Below are 15,757 nucleotides of genomic sequence, written 5' to 3'. Positions count from 1 at the left end.
CATTCAGTAGCGGTCTATTCTTATTTTTTGATGCCTTTCTTCAATAATAAGGGATGGTGCCGATCCGTCGCTGTGGAATAATACTCGCTTTCCACGGGGAACGCTTTAGCCTCCTCAGCTCGTTTCTCGCTTACGGGGTCTTCAGACTGTTCTCTCTTTTAGAAAAAACACCTTCTCTTATATTTCAATTGTATTACAAATTGATGGTGCATTACTATAGTTTAATAAAAAAATAAGAGGGAATTTTTTACTTCTCCTCAATTCATGATATTTTTTGGTGGAAATACCAAATAATAAAATCATGTGTTAAACTAAATAATGGAACATGTTAATTTTAAAAATGAACAATGATTAAAACGCTTACATAATAAAAGGGAGGAAGTATAAAATGACGAGCGGTGTATTGCAGCGTTTTTTGGAGGAAAATATTTCAGATTTAAAAGAGCGCGGGCTCTATAATGAAATTGATCCGGTACAGGGAGCAAACGGTCCGGTTATTAACATTGACGGAAAAAAGCTGATTAATCTGTCATCCAATAATTATTTGGGTCTTGCCACTGATGAACGTCTGAAGGAATCTGCCAAGGATGCAGTTGATTCACATGGGGCAGGTGCCGGCGCTGTCCGCACGATTAACGGGACACTGGATCTGCACCTTGAACTTGAAAAGAAACTGGCCGAATTCAAAGGGACTGAAGCGGTCATTTCCTATCAGTCAGGATTTAATTGTAATATGGCCGCGATTTCTGCGGTAATGGATAAGCATGATGCGATTCTTTCCGATGAATTGAATCATGCGTCGATTATTGACGGCTGCCGTTTATCGAGAGCAAAGATTATCCGCTTCAACCACTCGGATATGGACGATTTACGCACCAAAGCGAAAGAAGCGGTGGAATCCGGCCAATATAATAAGGTAATGGTGATTACGGATGGTGTCTTTTCCATGGACGGTGATATTGCCAAGCTGCCTGAGATTGTAGACATTGCTGAAGAGTTGGATCTGATCACCTATGTTGACGATGCGCATGGTTCAGGTGTGCTTGGTAATGGCGCCGGCACGGTAAAACATTTCGGGCTGCAGGATAAAGTTGATTTTCAGATGGGGACACTGTCCAAAGCGATTGGCGTTATCGGTGGCTATGTTGCCGGCAAGACGGAATTGATTGACTGGCTGAAGGTCCGCTCTCGCCCATTTTTATTTTCAACGGCTGTTTCACCGGCAGATGCGGCAGCAAGTACAAAAGCGATTGAACTGCTGATGGACTCAACAGATTTAAATGAAAAATTGTGGGAAAACAGCCATTATCTGAAAGACGGTTTGAAAAAGCTCGGATTTGACATTGGCGAAAGTGAAACGCCAATTACACCTTGCATTTTGGGTGATGAGAAAGACACACAGAAATTCAGCAAACGGCTGTATGAAGAAGGGGTTTACGCCAAGTCAATCGTTTTCCCGACAGTTCCAAGGGGCAAAGGGCGTGTCCGCAATATGCCGACAGCAGCACATACAAAAGAAATGTTGGATGATGCACTTAAAGCCTATGAAAAAATAGGCAAAGAACTTGGTCTGATATAAATTTGCTGTTAATCCCGCCTTGGCAGGCAGTAATCCCCCGCTTCAAGTTTTCGTGGGACAAAACTTAGTGGGGGATTCAACTGGCCATAAAGGTCCTGTTCGAATAACTAACATTTAGCGGAAAAAATCAATCTGATGAATGAAGTTTATCTTACAACAACTGCACGAATCAACATATTTATGAGAGGAATAGCTGGGGGAAATAACGATGAAAAAAATTCTGGTTACTGGGGCGATGGGTCAAATCGGCTCAGAACTTGTTGAGAACCTGCGGGAAAATTACGGTTCATCCAATGTCGTTGGTTCCGATCTTTGGAAAAAAGAAGAAATGGAAGGTCCATTTGAAATTGTTGATGTCACCGATGGACAGGCAATACATGATGCAGCCAAAAAACATAATGTGGATACGATCATGCACTTGGCGGCGTTGTTGTCTGCCAAGGCGGAATCTGCTCCGCAACTGGCATGGGACTTGAACATGGGTGGGCTGATCAATGCTCTGGAAGCAGCAAGAGAGCTTGATTTACAATTTTTCACACCAAGTTCGATTGGAGCATTCGGCCCGACAACACCGAAGCGAAACACACCACAGGAAACGATTATGCGCCCAACGACGATGTATGGTGTCAATAAAGTGGCTGGTGAGCTGCTGTGTGATTATTACTATTTTCGGTATGGATTGGATACGCGGGGCGTCCGTTATCCCGGTCTGATTTCCTGTGTAACCCCACCGGGCGGAGGGACGACTGATTATGCGGTGGAAATTTACCATGAAGCAATGAAATATAAGAAATACACTTCCTATATCGCGGAAAACACGTACATGGATATGATGTACATGCCGGACGCACTGAATGCGATTATCAAGCTGATGGAAGCTGATCCCGACAAGCTGGTGAACCGAAATGCTTATAATATTTCGGCTATATCCGCAGCACCGGAGGACTTTGGCAATGCGATCCGAAAGCATATTCCGGAGTTTGAGCTAAACTATAATGTTGACCCTGTCCGTCAGCAAATCGCCGAAAGCTGGCCTGATAATATTGATTCATCCGCAGCTAAAGCGGAATGGGGCTTTGAAGCGGCTTATGATATTGATAAGATGACAGAGGATATGCTCGCAAAACTTCGAAGTATATAAGAAAAAAACGTTCCCTTACGTTGGTAGGGGAACGTTTTTTATCTCAATGTGTGGAAGCGGGCAATTCGTGCGAGGGCTGCGTCATATTATGTGCATACCGCAAAATCATGCAGGAAGTGCTCAAACTCAATCACGAGTTATTAGCTCGCGTACATCGCATCAACTTTCTCCTGCAATGCTTTATCAGCAATATATTCGTCATAGCTCATTTCTTTATCGACAATGCCTTGTGGCGTAATTTCAATCAGTCGATTGGCAATCGTCTGAATAAATTCGTGGTCATGGGAGGTGAATAACACCGATCCTTTAAACCGTTTCAGACCGTTGTTCAGCGATGTGATTGATTCCAGATCCAAGTGGTTGGTCGGTTCGTCCATTACCAGAACATTCGCACCTGAGAGCATCATTTTTGACAGCATGCAGCGGACGCGTTCACCGCCTGATAGGACGCTTGCTTTCTTCAGAGCCTGGTCGCCTGAGAACAGCATACGGCCAAGAAATCCGCGCAGGAAGGTTTCCGTTTCATCTTCCGGCGAATATTGCCGGAGCCAGTCGACCAGTGTTAAGTCGCTGCCGTCAAAGTAGTCCGAATTATCCCTTGGGAAGTAAGATTGTGAAGTGGTTACACCCCACTTGTATGTCCCGGCGTCAGGTTCCATATTGCCCATTATGATCTCGAAAAGCGTCGTCTTGGCAATGTCGTTTTTTCCGACTAAAGCTATTTTATCATCTTTTTTCATGGTAAAGCTGACATTATCGAGCACCTTTTCACCGTTGATGGTTTTGGTTAAGCCGTCAACGAACAACAGGTCGTTGCCGATTTCACGATTTGGTGTGAAGTTGATATACGGGTACTTCCGTGATGACGGTTTGATGTCATCCAGCGTTATGCTGTCGAGCAATTTTTTTCGTGATGTGGCCTGCCGTGACTTCGATGCGTTTGCACTGAATCGCTCGATAAATGCTTTTAGGTCCTTGATTTTTTCCTCCTTCTTTTTATTTTCTTCCTGTGCCATTTTCTTCGCCAGCTGGCTGGATTCATACCAAAAATCATAGTTACCGACGTAAATTTCAATTTTTCCGTAATCAACATCGGCAATGTGTGTGCATACTTTATTTAGAAAGTGGCGGTCATGGGAAACAACGATCACTGTGTTTTCAAAGTTGATTAAAAACTCTTCCAGCCACTGAATGGCGTGAATGTCCAAACCGTTTGTCGGTTCGTCCAGAAGCAAAATATCCGGATTTCCAAAGAGTGCTTGTGCAAGCAATACCTTGACTTTCTGGTCCTGAGGCAGTCCCGCCATTTTTGCTGAATGAAGGGATTCTTCAATACCGAGTCCTTTCAAAAGAACGGCTGCATCGGACTCTGCTTCCCAGCCGTTCATTTCAGCAAACTCACCTTCGAGTTCAGCAGCACGCATGCCATCTTCTTCGGAAAAATCAGGCTTCATATAAATCGCATCTTTTTCCTGCTTGACCTCATACAAACGTTCATAACCCATTAGAACGGTTTCCAGAACATCATACTCTTCGAAGGCAAAGTGATCCTGCTTCAGTACAGCAATCCGTTCATTAGGGGAAGTGGAAATGCTGCCCGACTGCGGCTCCACGTCACCTGAAAGGACCTGCAGAAAAGTGGATTTTCCGGCACCATTCGCACCGATGACGCCATAACAGTTGCCGGGCGTGAATTTCAGATTTACATCTTCGAACAATTTTTTATCAGCATATCGTAAACTTACATTGTTAACGGTTATCATTCATTAACGTCCTCCAATTAATATAATCAACGTTAGCTTAAGGGATTTGAACCCATTTCGTCAACGTAAATGGATTGTACGCATGCGTTTGTTTATGAATATTCCAAAGAAAGTGTATTTTTTGACTGGTTTATGCAACAATGGAAGAAACCAACGACAGTCGGCCAAACCGAAAGCGGCAAGCGAATCATTCGTACTTATAATAACAGAAAAATGAAAAGGCTTGTCTTCAGTTGATCAGAACCTTACAGTGGATGTAGGTTCTTTTTTATCTTTATAAGGGGGATAATTTTTATGGAACGGGGGAGCAATTACCGCCTCCTGCGATTGCAGGAGATTTTGTTTAATGAGACGGATGAATATCATGATCTTGGAATTGATCAATTAATAGAAAAACTTCGCTCGGCTACAGGGGACGCGACATTTGATAAACGAACAATCAAACGGGACCTGCAGACACTCGATGATATGGATTTTGAAATTGTCCGCAATCTGGGACGTTACGGCAAAACGCTTTACAGTCATCAGTCACGGTTGTTTGAAACGTACCAGCTTAGACTGATCAATGACGCAATTTTATCTGCACGCTTTATCACAACGAATGAAAAGGAAAAACTGATCAATAAGATAAAAAACCTGACCAGCAAGCATATTGCCAAGACATTTCCGGAGCCCATAGTGTTCAGTCAGTCCGCGAACATCGACTATGAACTGGTAAAATTGAATATCGACAGTGTGCACAGGGCCATTTCAGAGGGTAAAGTCCTGACCTATAAGTATGGAACATTCAATGTGAAAAAAGAATTTGTGCATCACCGTGAAGGCAGCCGCTACCATGTTGAGCCATATGCGTTGATCTGGCAGAATGATTTCTATTATTTGATTGGCGTTTTTCAGGAAACGAACGAAATACGGCATTATCGCCTTGACCGAATCCGTGATATTTCAGTCAGTGAAAAAACGTTCAAAAAGAGGGATTTCAACCTGCAGGAGTACGTCAACCAAAGTTTTCATATGTTTGCAGGGGAAGAAATGCGCATCAAAATCCGTTTTCACAACAGTCTGGTGAATGTCGTGCTTGACAGGTTCGGGCAGGATGCAGATATCCGGGAAATCGATGATGAGCATTTTGTGTTGTCAACGAAAGCAAAGCTGTCGGACGGGCTGATCAATTGGATCCTGACATGGGGAAACCGTGCGAAAGTGCTATCCCCGGAACATTTGGTGAAACGAATAAAGGAGCAGATCAGGCAAATGATCGACATGTACGTTGGCGATTAGGTCAGGTTTTTGTTTAATGAAAAGAAAGATATTACTCTTCAATAGCTGTAGCCGCATTTCTCCAGTTTAGAACTTTTCAAACAAAAAGGGGCTGGGACAAAACTAAAACGTTCAACACTAAAAACGAATGATAGCCAGGAGATTCTAGTAAAATGTAGGTATATGTTTTAACTACCGCTTCGGAAAAACACTACGCTTTCCGGGGGCGGCTGATGAGCCTCCTCGTGCTTTCAGCACTCCGGGGTCTCATCCAGGCCTATGCTCCCCCCAGGAGTCTCCGTATTTTTCCTGCGCTGGTTTACGCGGAACCCCATGTTACAACAAAAAGAAAAATCCGAACTGATTCGAAAGCTATCTGAAGAAATTTGAATCATCGTTCGGATTTTGCTTTACCTTAAATGCTTTTGTCCCAGCCCCATCAATAGTATCTTTTTTCGATTCCCAATGTTTCGTAAGGTATTTCAATATTAAAAGCAAGGTTGTTAGATTCCAGGTCAAAACTTTCGACACTGACGTTTAAGTTACTTCTAATTTCCATATCGGTTACTGCGACGTAGATTTCTTCATTTTTCGGATCGACCGTTACCCACTCCGGCATTGGCAGGTACTTTTTCAGGTACTCCATAATCTTTTTGTTAGGCAGTGCCAGTTTACCGATAGAAATTGATTCCTGTTTCAGAATGACATCGCCGTTGTCCTGGACAACTGGTTCCAGATGTACGGACACCGGAACAGTTGATGAAAAAACAGGAAGTTCCCCGATCAATTCCACATCCTTATCAAGTGAAATACTGTACTGATGGTCACTATCGTCCAGCAGTGTTTCAATATAAGCATTTACCAGCTCATTGACATTTTGCTTCGAGGTCCGCACCGTAAACTCCGAGCTTCGTTGCGTGTTGTCTTCTGACGGTGTCGGTGTCTCTGTTTCAGATACTGGCCAGAAAATAAGCGCCAGGATGCAGAGGAGTACCAGCACGTTAAAACCAAGGAGCCAGAAGAAAATGCATTTCCATGTGTTTCTTTTCTTTTTATGTTTCGGCACAGTGTCCGCCCCCCTATTGTTCTGTTACATATTTCAATACACGTCTGGCAAAAAGTTGGTACCCCTGATGGCTCGGATGAAAATTATCCTCCGCAAACAATTCTTTATCCCCGCTTTTGAATAAGTCCGCGATCGGTATGAATGTCGCATGATCATATTGCTCTGTTATGCGCCGGCTGGTTTTATTCCAGTCCTCGACAATCATGCTCAGTTCTTTTATATTCGGAAAGTAATGCATGAAAGGATTATATATACCGATTAAATAAATCTCAGCGTTATCATTCAAAGTGTTTATTTTATCAAGAATTTCCTGTAAGTTATCTTCGTATGCTTCTTTTGCCGGTGTGAAATCATTAATCTTCAAATCGGTGAAATTTTCTTTAACGACCTGCATAATATCATTAGCCCCGATAGTAATCAGGACGATATCAGCTTCTTCAACGGACTGAGTTACCTTTGGTTTCTCAAGCCGTTTTAGAAGCTGATCCGATCGATTTCCGCGTTTGCCGTAATTATCAAATGTCACCAGCTGATTGTTTCGATTAATTGTATTGTCCAAAATACCGACATAACCGCCATCCACAACATTATCACCGACACCTTGGGTCAATGAATCACCAAGAGCCGTAACGTTTGCTTCCCGATTGGAAAAAAAGTTAATGGTACGTTGGACGGCTTCACTGAATATGTCCTGCAGATTTGTCATCGGCTTTCCGGTTGTTTCCGCAGACGTCTGATTATCGTCCTGGGATGTTTTTTCTTCTTTGTCGGCAGTGTCTTTGGTATCTTCTTTCTGTTCCTGCTGTTCATTGTTATCAGTGGATACGTTCTTGGAATTTTCCGGCGGATCCACGACGAGAAAGAGTGTTATGCCAATAAGCAGTATGCCCAAAATAATGAGCGTGTATAGTCTTTTATTCATGATTTCACACCTATTGTAAGTTATTCTTGTGGTGCTGGCTGGGTTCATCATATATATGTAATGCTTTAATTTGCAAGTGTCAGGCTTTCCAGTACATTTAATTCACATATAATGTTCGGTAAACCACTGAAAACAGCGGCTGGCTGCTCGTAAATGTCCGATTATGTTCAACTGACATATAGTGAATACACCGCTATGTAGTTTTATTTTATTATACCATGATTACGCTTGGCTAATCCCCACTATATATCATATTTAAACTTAAAAAATTCGCCTTCAATCGAAGGCGAATTTTTAAGTTGCAGTTTTATAAACAGTTTTTAAGCCTGGACGTTCGCTGGTGCTTTTCGGACGCCGTTTTTCCGGATACTTACGGCTTCCTCGTAAGCATTTTTGTCTGAAATAACGGTTATCCCGGCAGTCTGCACGTTCTCCGGTGTCCGGACTGCAGCAGGGTTTTCCGCCCAAACAATACGGGTGTTTTTCTCGTTCAACTGTTTGGTTAAGTCTGCCGGAAGTGCCTGATCATTGGTCAGAACGGCATCAACCGTTAATGGGACGTTGTTTATTTGATCAAACGTCTTATCAGTTAAAATCGTTTTTTCTGACGGATTGATTGAAACAATTTGAAATCCGAGCTGCTGCAGCCGTTTTGCACTTTGGTAAACTGAACTGTCCGTTGAATCCAGCCCGAATACAGCAATTGTTTTTTGGCGTATGCCGCCATTCGCACGGTCAAACGGCGAAGCGAGCAGCCAGTTAATGGCATCTTCTTCGGTCGGTTCAATGGTTGGTGCTTTACCGGTTGCCTTTGCAATCGCATGATCAAGATCGGCCAGCGTGTCTTTTGTTGATTCCAGCCCGATTGACAGACGAACTAATTCTTCGGTTACACCGCTTTTTTTTAGGTCCTCGGTGCCAAGCTGCTGGTGGGTGGTGGATGCCGGGTGGATAATCAGTGATTTTGCATCCCCGACGTTGGCAACGTGTGACCAAAGATTAACGCTGTCGATTAATTTCCTGCCTGCTTCACGCCCGCCTTTAATGCCGAATGTGATGATTGATCCGTAACCGTTTTGCAAATATTTATCCGCTAAGTTGTGGGAAGGGTGTTCTTCCAGCCCCGGATAGTTAACCCATTCGACGGCGGGATGATTTTTCAGATAGTCTGCCACTACTTCAGCATTTTGATTGTGACGTTCAACGCGCAGATGGAGCGTTTCAAGGCCTTGCAGCAGCAGGAATGCATTTTGCGGGCTCAGACTGGCACCGATATCCCGCAGCAGCTGGACACGCAATTTCGTAGCAAACGCAGCTGGTCCGACATCGACATAGCGCAGGCCGTTATAGCTTTCATCTGGCTCGGTAAACCCAGGAAAGTTCCCGTTGCCCCAGTTGAAACGACCACCATCAACAACGACGCCTCCAATCGCGGTACCGTGCCCCCCGATCCACTTAGTGGCGGAATGGACAACAATGTCAGCTCCCCAGGAAAGTGGTTTTGTGCCGTATGGTGTTGCAAACGTATTGTCAATAATAAGCGGGATATCATGATCATGTGCGATCCCGGCGAGTACCTCAAGATCCAATACGTTCAAACTTGGATTGGTAATGATTTCACCAAATATTGCTTTTGTTTTATCGGTAATCGCATTTTTGATGGCATCATGGTCTGTGCCGTCGACAAGTTTTACATTAATACCATATTTAGGCAATGTGTTAGCAAATAAATTGTATGTGCCGCCGTACAGATTACTGTCAGCGATAATTTCATCACCGCTGCCGGCAAGGTTCAAAATGGACAAGGTGATAGCGGCCATTCCGGATGAAGTGGCAACGGCTGCAACACCATCTTCGAGAAGGGCCATTCGCTGTTCAAACGCATCATTGGTCGGGTTCATAATACGGGTATAGATGTTGCCTGGCTCCGCAAGTCCGAATAGATTTTGAGCGTGTTCGGTATCCCGGAACACATAGGAAGTTGTCTGATAGATTGGAACCGCCCGGGATCCGGTTGTCGGATCTGGCTCCTGACCTCCGTGAAGCAGTTGTGTTTCCTGGTTGGGAAGATGAAAATTGGTCATGAAAAATTCCTCCTTAAGTAATGGTGTATTTCTGTATTCAGTGAAGATAAGCGGTTGGAGGGATGAAACAAAAACCCCCTTCATAAGAGAAGAGGGTTGTTTATGTAACCGGTCCTCCCCTTATCTTCCAGATCCCGCCTGATCTGTAGGATTTAGCACCTTTCAAGGCAAAGTGACTTGCCTCGATGGTTGCCGGGCTTCGCAGGGCCTATCCCTCCACCGCTCTTGATAAGAGATTCAAATGTTATTAATTTAATGAACATTATATACATGGTTCAGTCTATTAGTCAAGTATTTTTTGAATTTTTAACTCTTTTAGTAAAGATTGTTGCTGCTTTTGCATAAGCCTCCTTTTTCATCGGAGTTGATATAAACTGCGACGTGCTATGAAAAGATGTGTGAGTGCAATAATACCGCTTCGGAAAAACACTTGGTGCTCGTCGTGTTGCAAGAACTTTGGTGAAGCAGCACTCCTCGTAACTCGCAGATTACTCGGTGGATGTTTCGCTCGTCGCTTTCCGCGGTCGGCTGGTGAGCCTCCTCGAACTCAGTTCTGCGGGGTCTCACCGATGCCTTTCCTCCCGCTGGAGTCTCCGTATTTTTCCTTCGCTGGTTTGGAGATATTTCGCTTCTAATCATTATGGGTTCTATTATGATGGTTGATTGGAGCGGAGGGCAGTTGTCTCCTGCGGGAAAGCGGGCGGCTAAGATCTGAGCGGGAAGCCGTCTTTGCTTCCGAGGAAGCTGAAGCGTTGCCCGCGGAAAGCAGCTGCCCGAAGCGGAAATCAACTCTGTCACTACATCGCAGTTTATAAAATTTGTAAAAAAACAATAATCTTTTTGAAAACAATCTAGCTTTTTTCCTGCCGGCGAATCGATTTTGGATGGGCAGAAGCCATGTAAATAATGAGAGCTGCCCAGATCAATGCAAAAGAAGTCAGATGTGCAGTGGAGAAAGTTTCCTTATAAACAAACACACCGAGAATCAGGATGATGGTTGGTGCAATATACTGCAAAAATCCGACCATCGATAATGGAATCTTTCTTGCACCAGTTGCGAACAGGAGAAGCGGAACAGCAGTTGCCACGCCAGCTCCAATCAATAATGGGCCTGTAGTGGAAAACATGATATCCGGTTCTATGGAACTATCCGGTATGAAAAGCAGATAAATAAGGGCAATGGGTGAAACGATCATGGTTTCGATGGTTAGTCCGAACATGGCACTGATATCGACCGTCTTTTTCAAAAGACCATAAATGGCGAAGCTGAACGCCAGCACCAGCGCTACCCATGGAAATACACCATAGCTGAAGGTGAGATTGACGACTCCGACTCCGGCCAGAATAAATGCGAACAGCTGCCGTCTTGTCAGCGATTCTTTTAACACAATCATCCCCAATAAGATACTGACAAGCGGGTTGATGTAATAGCCGAGACTTGTCTGGATGACATGATCATTATTGACGGCCCAGATAAAGGTGAGCCAGTTCAAACTGATAACAAAAGAGGCAAGCGTAATGCCAATCAATTGTTTCTTATTTTTTATGATTGTTTTAAATTCCTGGACGAACGGTTTCCATTTCCGCACAGCGAAAACGATGACAAGCATAAAAATAAATGACCAGAGAATGCGGTGAGCTAATATTTCATCAGGGGATGTGTCATTGAGCAGTTTCCAGTAAATTGGCAAAAACCCCCATAAAAAATAGGCGCTGACGGCATATAGAATACCTGCTTTATTTTCCTGGTTCATGGTGTGCCTCCTTTATGTAATGGTGCTGAATTATGTAAATAATCCAAGTTTAGATCCTATTCTATAAAAAAGCAATCAGCCTGCACTGCTCTTTTAGAGGAAACGCTTTCAAAATTGTTCAGAATGCAATAAAATAATAGTATAGCAGTTTTATCCTGCCTTTACAGACAGTCAGCTGTCCCGCAATAAAATGATAAAGACAGTAAAATTCTTAATGGCGCGAGAAGTTGCCTGTACAGGTCCGATTGCGTTCAACTATCATTCAGCGTGAAAAAGCGCTGCGCTGGATGAAATTTCAATTTATAGGGGGATTATCAATGACGAAAAATCATAAATACTTCGAAACATCCGCTATTCATGACGGTTATGATCCGTCCGATGTGCTGGGGAGTCTTACCACACCGCTGTTCCAGACATCCACGTTTACATTCAGAACCGCGGAGGAAGGGGAGCGCCGTTTTGCCGGTGAGGAAGATGGCTATATGTATTCAAGGCTTGGCAATCCGACCGTCAAAGTTCTCGAGGAAAAAATGGCTGCCCTGGAAAAGGGAGAGCGAGGATTGGCATTTGCGTCAGGGATGGCCGCAGTTTCGGCGGTTCTGGTTGCACTGACGAAAGCAAACGATCATATTCTATGTTCGGCGGGTTTATACGGCTGTACATTTGGTTTAATAAGTATGATGAAAGAAAAATATAACATTGAACACGATTTTTCAATGATGGAAACAAAGGATGAGGTGCGGGCATTAATCCGGCCGGAAACGGCTTGCATTTATGTTGAGACACCGATTAATCCGACAATGAAACTGATTGATCTGGAAATGGTTGCAGAGGTGGCACATGAACATGGCATACCGGTTGTGGTCGATAACACATTCGCCTCACCGTATTTGCAGCGCCCGCTTGAACTTGGCTGTGATGTCGTTATTCACAGTGCGACCAAATACATTGGCGGACATGGTGATGTCATAGCCGGGGTCGCTGTCGGGAAGAAGGATTTCCTGGATAACGTGCAGATGACGACACAGAAAGATATGGGTGGCATCATGTCACCGCTTGATGCGTGGCTCCTGATCAGAGGCCTGAAAACTCTCCCGATCCGGGTTGACCGGCACTCTGACAATGCAGAAAAGATCTATGCAAAGTTGAACAGCCATCCAAAAGTGAGCCGTGTTCTATATCCGGATGACAGTGACCATCCTGATTACCGCATTCGGCAAAACCAAATGAAACGCGGCGGCGGTCTCATTTCCTTTGAGATAAACGGCACAAAAAAGGATGCGCAGAACATGCTGAATAATCTCGGCTTTATCAAAATTGCCGTCAGTCTGGGGGATGCCGAGACGTTGATTCAGCATCCGGCAACGATGACCCACTCGGTCGTTCCGGAAGCATCCAGGCAGGAAATGGGAATAACCGACCAGCTTATCCGGTTATCGGTCGGGCTTGAAGAATGGGAAGACGTCTGGGAAGACTTGGAGCAGGCGCTGGATCGGCTATAATTATGGCCGTTTATCCCAAGGCTCGAGTGTCCCGACAACCGTCTCGTCTTTATCCGATTTGATTGCTTGAATGACGCCATCTGAAATTTCTTCGTGTGTGAGCCATCTTGAGTGGTTACTTTCCACAATAAATCCCAGATAGACACGCCTGTACAGACATTTTTTCGGTACAGGCGTGTTTTCTTTAATCCAAAAACGTGCACTGCTCTGAACATGAAACAAATGCCATGAATTATTTGCATGATAATCCTGTATGACGTTCAAAATATCGGATAGTGCATTTGGTGCTGTCGAGTGAATCCAACTGACAACGATATCCGGGACCCCATCGGCTGCTAAAACGCTAGTCAGTTGTTGTTTCAGCTGTTCGCTGTCTCGATAATCAACTGATATACCATAACTGTTTTCCGGATGCTTGCTTTCAATCCGGACATTTTCCAATTTTCGTCTGTCACGCCCGATGATATAGACCGTATAATCCATTTCATTGAACCAGCGGGAAACACCTTTCAGCATGCCGGATCCCCCAATGATCAGTGCCCGTTTAGCTGACACGTAAAGCCCTCCTTTTGTTATAACCCGGAGTAAATGCTCTGATCTCAATTTTTTCAAAGCGATTTAACAACAGATTAACGCATGAAGGAAAATTATGCTATGATAAGGTGAAATGACTCGTTTTCGCAAAGAGAGGTTTTACGTGTGGGACTTTGGTCAATCCTTTTGGAAGTCGTCATTGGTTTAAACATTGCGCTGGCCTTAGCCATCATTTTTCTGGAGCGGAAAGATGCAACGGCAACGTGGGCCTGGCTGATGGTCCTGCTTTTTATCCCTATAGCCGGCTTCCTTTTGTATTTGATTTTTGGGAGACGGATCAGCGGACAGCGTATTTTTACTTGGGACACTAAAGTGAAATTAGGGGTGAAGTTCGCTGTACAGGAACAACTGCGTGCGCTGAAAAAAGGTAATTTTCATTACAAAAATCCGAAACTGGCCGAGTATAAAGAACTGTACTACTTGCATCTGAGCAATGATGATGCGATTTTGACACAAGATAACAGTGTGGACATCTATACAGACGGCAAGGAAAAGTTTGACGCACTCATTCAGGATATGGAGCAGGCGACAGATCATATTCATTTGTTATACTATATCCTGCGCCATGACCGGCTGGGTAAACGAATGTCAGATGTACTCATCCGAAAAGTCAGACAAGGGGTGGAGGTGCGTGTCCTGTATGACGACATGGGGTCAAGAAGAATCAGCAGAAAGTTTGTTCGCCGCATGCGCCAGGCAGGTGTTGAAATTGAATCATTTTTTCCGGCGAAGATTCCGAAAATCAACCTCAAGATTAACTACCGCAACCACCGGAAGTTAGCAATTATTGACGGGAAAATCGGCTATATCGGCGGGTTTAATATCGGTGATGAATATCTGGGGTACAGTAAAAAGTTCGGCTATTGGCGCGACACCCATTTGCGTATTTGCGGTGATGCGGTGGCCAACATGCAGACCAGGTTTATTATGGACTGGAACCAAGCGTCCCGGCACAATATTGTATATGAAGACCGCTATTATGCCAGCGAAAAATGTGGGGATACCGGTGTGCAGATTGTTTCAAGCGGCCCGGACTCCGACTGGGAGCAGATTAAGAATGGCTATATTAAAATGATTATGTCGGCAAAAAAATATGTGTACATCCAGACGCCTTATTTCATTCCGGATGACAGCTTGCAGGATGCGCTGCGTATTGCTTCATTATCGGGTGTTGATGTAAAAGTGATGATTCCGAATAAACCCGATCATCCGTTTGTCTACTGGGCAACACTGTCATATATAGGTGATTTGCTGAATGCGGGAGCTGAAGCCTATATTTATCAAAAAGGTTTTCTGCATGCCAAAACGATTATCGTTGATGGAAAAATTGCCTCAGTTGGTACAGCAAACATTGATGTGCGCAGCTTCCGTCTGAATTTTGAGGTGAACGCATTCCTGTATAACCAGGGGTTGTCGGAAAGGCTGCTGGAGGCATTTAATGAGGATATTTCCTATTCAACCCAAATAACCCGGAAATTATACCTGAAGCGGTCGCTCGGTGTGCGCCTGAAGGAGTCAATTTCGAGATTGATTTCTCCGATATTATAACAAATAAAATGGGAACACTACCAGTAAACCTTTGAAACGGAGGAATTGATATGGATAAGAAACCTTGCAGAGATTCGCTTGCTGTTAAAACATCGCATGTGCTGCCGCCGGATACCAATAATCACGGAACACTGTTCGGGGGCAAGCTGATGGCATATATTGATGATGTTGCTGCGATTGCAGCTGTGAGACATGCGCGAAAACTGGTTGTAACGGCATCAACAGATTCAGTTGATTTTCTGTCGCCGGTTAAAGAAGGGGATTCCATCTGTGTTGAAGCATACGTAACATGGACACATAATACATCTATGGAGGTGTTTGTGAAGGCTGTGACTGAAAATCTGTTAACAGGTGATCGGAAAGTGTGCACGACAGCCTTTTCGACCTTTGTAGCGATAAACGATGACGGAAAACCAGTCCCTGTTCCACAGGTTTATCCGGTTTCGGCTCAGGAGAAAGAATTGCACGAATCAGCGCCCGAACGCGCAGCTCAGCGGAAGAAGCGCCGGAAGCATTCCAAGGAAATGGCCGCAACGTTCGGTAC

The 15,757-nt window shown here is 44.3% G+C and carries 12 protein-coding genes and 1 riboswitch; of the genes, 6 read left to right on the top strand and 6 right to left on the bottom strand.

Annotated features, from left to right (window positions below):
- Positions 1-388: 388 nt before the first annotated feature.
- Both VK097_RS00060 and VK097_RS00055 read left to right on the top strand, forming a co-directional pair.
- Positions 389-1,579 carry a glycine C-acetyltransferase gene (locus tag VK097_RS00060; protein WP_324209750.1) on the top strand — a complete coding sequence of 397 codons (1,191 nt, stop codon included), beginning with the start codon at positions 389-391 and terminating at the stop codon, positions 1,577-1,579.
- 208 nt (positions 1,580-1,787) lie between these two features.
- Complete coding sequence (locus VK097_RS00055; RefSeq protein ID WP_324209749.1) at positions 1,788-2,720, top strand: L-threonine 3-dehydrogenase; 933 nt, start codon at positions 1,788-1,790, stop codon at positions 2,718-2,720.
- A 140-nt stretch (positions 2,721-2,860) separates the two neighbouring features.
- Here the strand turns inward: VK097_RS00055 and VK097_RS00050 are convergent, their stop codons facing one another.
- A complete protein-coding gene (locus tag VK097_RS00050; RefSeq protein WP_324209748.1) occupies positions 2,861-4,483 on the bottom strand; it encodes an ABC-F family ATP-binding cassette domain-containing protein in 1,623 nt (540 codons plus the stop codon).
- 294 nt (positions 4,484-4,777) lie between these two features.
- Between VK097_RS00050 and VK097_RS00045 the strand changes: the two genes are divergently transcribed.
- Positions 4,778-5,764 (top strand): helix-turn-helix transcriptional regulator, encoded by a 987-nt coding sequence (locus tag VK097_RS00045; protein WP_324209747.1) that lies wholly within the window; start codon positions 4,778-4,780, stop codon positions 5,762-5,764.
- Between the two features lie 418 nt (positions 5,765-6,182).
- On the opposite strand, the gene VK097_RS00040 is transcribed toward VK097_RS00045, so the two are convergent.
- The 4 genes from VK097_RS00040 to rarD form a co-directional block, all read right to left on the bottom strand.
- A complete protein-coding gene (locus tag VK097_RS00040; RefSeq protein ID WP_324209746.1) occupies positions 6,183-6,809 on the bottom strand; it encodes a YpmS family protein in 627 nt (208 codons plus the stop codon).
- Positions 6,810-6,822: 13 nt separating this feature from the next.
- Positions 6,823-7,731 carry an SGNH/GDSL hydrolase family protein gene (locus tag VK097_RS00035; RefSeq protein WP_324209745.1) on the bottom strand — a complete coding sequence of 303 codons (909 nt, stop codon included), beginning with the start codon at positions 7,729-7,731 and terminating at the stop codon, positions 6,823-6,825.
- A 320-nt stretch (positions 7,732-8,051) separates the two neighbouring features.
- Positions 8,052-9,815 carry a PLP-dependent aspartate aminotransferase family protein gene (locus tag VK097_RS00030; protein WP_324209744.1) on the bottom strand — a complete coding sequence of 588 codons (1,764 nt, stop codon included), beginning with the start codon at positions 9,813-9,815 and terminating at the stop codon, positions 8,052-8,054.
- Positions 9,816-9,932: 117 nt separating this feature from the next.
- Positions 9,933-10,050: riboswitch (SAM riboswitch) on the bottom strand.
- 616 nt (positions 10,051-10,666) lie between these two features.
- Positions 10,667-11,569, bottom strand: coding sequence for an EamA family transporter RarD (gene rarD, locus VK097_RS00025; protein WP_324209743.1), 903 nt, complete (start codon positions 11,567-11,569; stop codon positions 10,667-10,669).
- 317 nt (positions 11,570-11,886) lie between these two features.
- Here rarD and megL point away from each other — a divergent pair, with 317 nt between their 5' ends.
- Entirely contained in the window at positions 11,887-13,071 is a 1,185-nt protein-coding gene (gene megL, locus VK097_RS00020) for a methionine gamma-lyase (protein WP_324209742.1), read from the top strand.
- On the opposite strand, the gene VK097_RS00015 is transcribed toward megL, so the two are convergent.
- Entirely contained in the window at positions 13,072-13,626 is a 555-nt protein-coding gene (locus VK097_RS00015; protein WP_324209741.1) for a short-chain dehydrogenase, read from the bottom strand.
- A 144-nt stretch (positions 13,627-13,770) separates the two neighbouring features.
- Between VK097_RS00015 and cls the strand changes: the two genes are divergently transcribed.
- Both cls and VK097_RS00005 read left to right on the top strand, forming a co-directional pair.
- Positions 13,771-15,213, top strand: a complete 1,443-nt coding sequence (gene cls, locus VK097_RS00010; RefSeq protein WP_324209740.1) for a cardiolipin synthase — start codon at positions 13,771-13,773, stop codon at positions 15,211-15,213.
- A gap of 50 nt (positions 15,214-15,263) precedes the next feature.
- A partial coding sequence (locus tag VK097_RS00005; RefSeq protein WP_324209739.1) for an acyl-CoA thioesterase occupies positions 15,264-15,757 on the top strand: 494 nt, incomplete at its 3' end.

The sequence above is a fragment of the Lentibacillus sp. genome (assembly GCF_035301675.1).
Lineage (GTDB): Bacteria > Bacillota > Bacilli > Bacillales > Amphibacillaceae > Lentibacillus.
This window is presented reverse-complemented; position numbering and strand designations above follow the sequence as displayed.

What these genes read in the sequence shown, in the direction of transcription:
- rarD (WP_324209743.1), bottom strand. Translation starts at nt 11,569, where the DNA reads ATGAACCAGGAAAATAAAGCAGGTATTCTATATGCCGTCAGCGCCTAT.
- VK097_RS00055 (WP_324209749.1), top strand. Translation starts at nt 1,788, where the DNA reads ATGAAAAAAATTCTGGTTACTGGGGCGATGGGTCAAATCGGCTCAGAA.
- VK097_RS00035 (WP_324209745.1), bottom strand. Translation starts at nt 7,731, where the DNA reads ATGAATAAAAGACTATACACGCTCATTATTTTGGGCATACTGCTTATT.
- VK097_RS00045 (WP_324209747.1), top strand. Translation starts at nt 4,778, where the DNA reads ATGGAACGGGGGAGCAATTACCGCCTCCTGCGATTGCAGGAGATTTTG.
- VK097_RS00050 (WP_324209748.1), bottom strand. Translation starts at nt 4,483, where the DNA reads ATGATAACCGTTAACAATGTAAGTTTACGATATGCTGATAAAAAATTG.
- megL (WP_324209742.1), top strand. Translation starts at nt 11,887, where the DNA reads ATGACGAAAAATCATAAATACTTCGAAACATCCGCTATTCATGACGGT.
- VK097_RS00030 (WP_324209744.1), bottom strand. Translation starts at nt 9,815, where the DNA reads ATGACCAATTTTCATCTTCCCAACCAGGAAACACAACTGCTTCACGGA.
- VK097_RS00060 (WP_324209750.1), top strand. Translation starts at nt 389, where the DNA reads ATGACGAGCGGTGTATTGCAGCGTTTTTTGGAGGAAAATATTTCAGAT.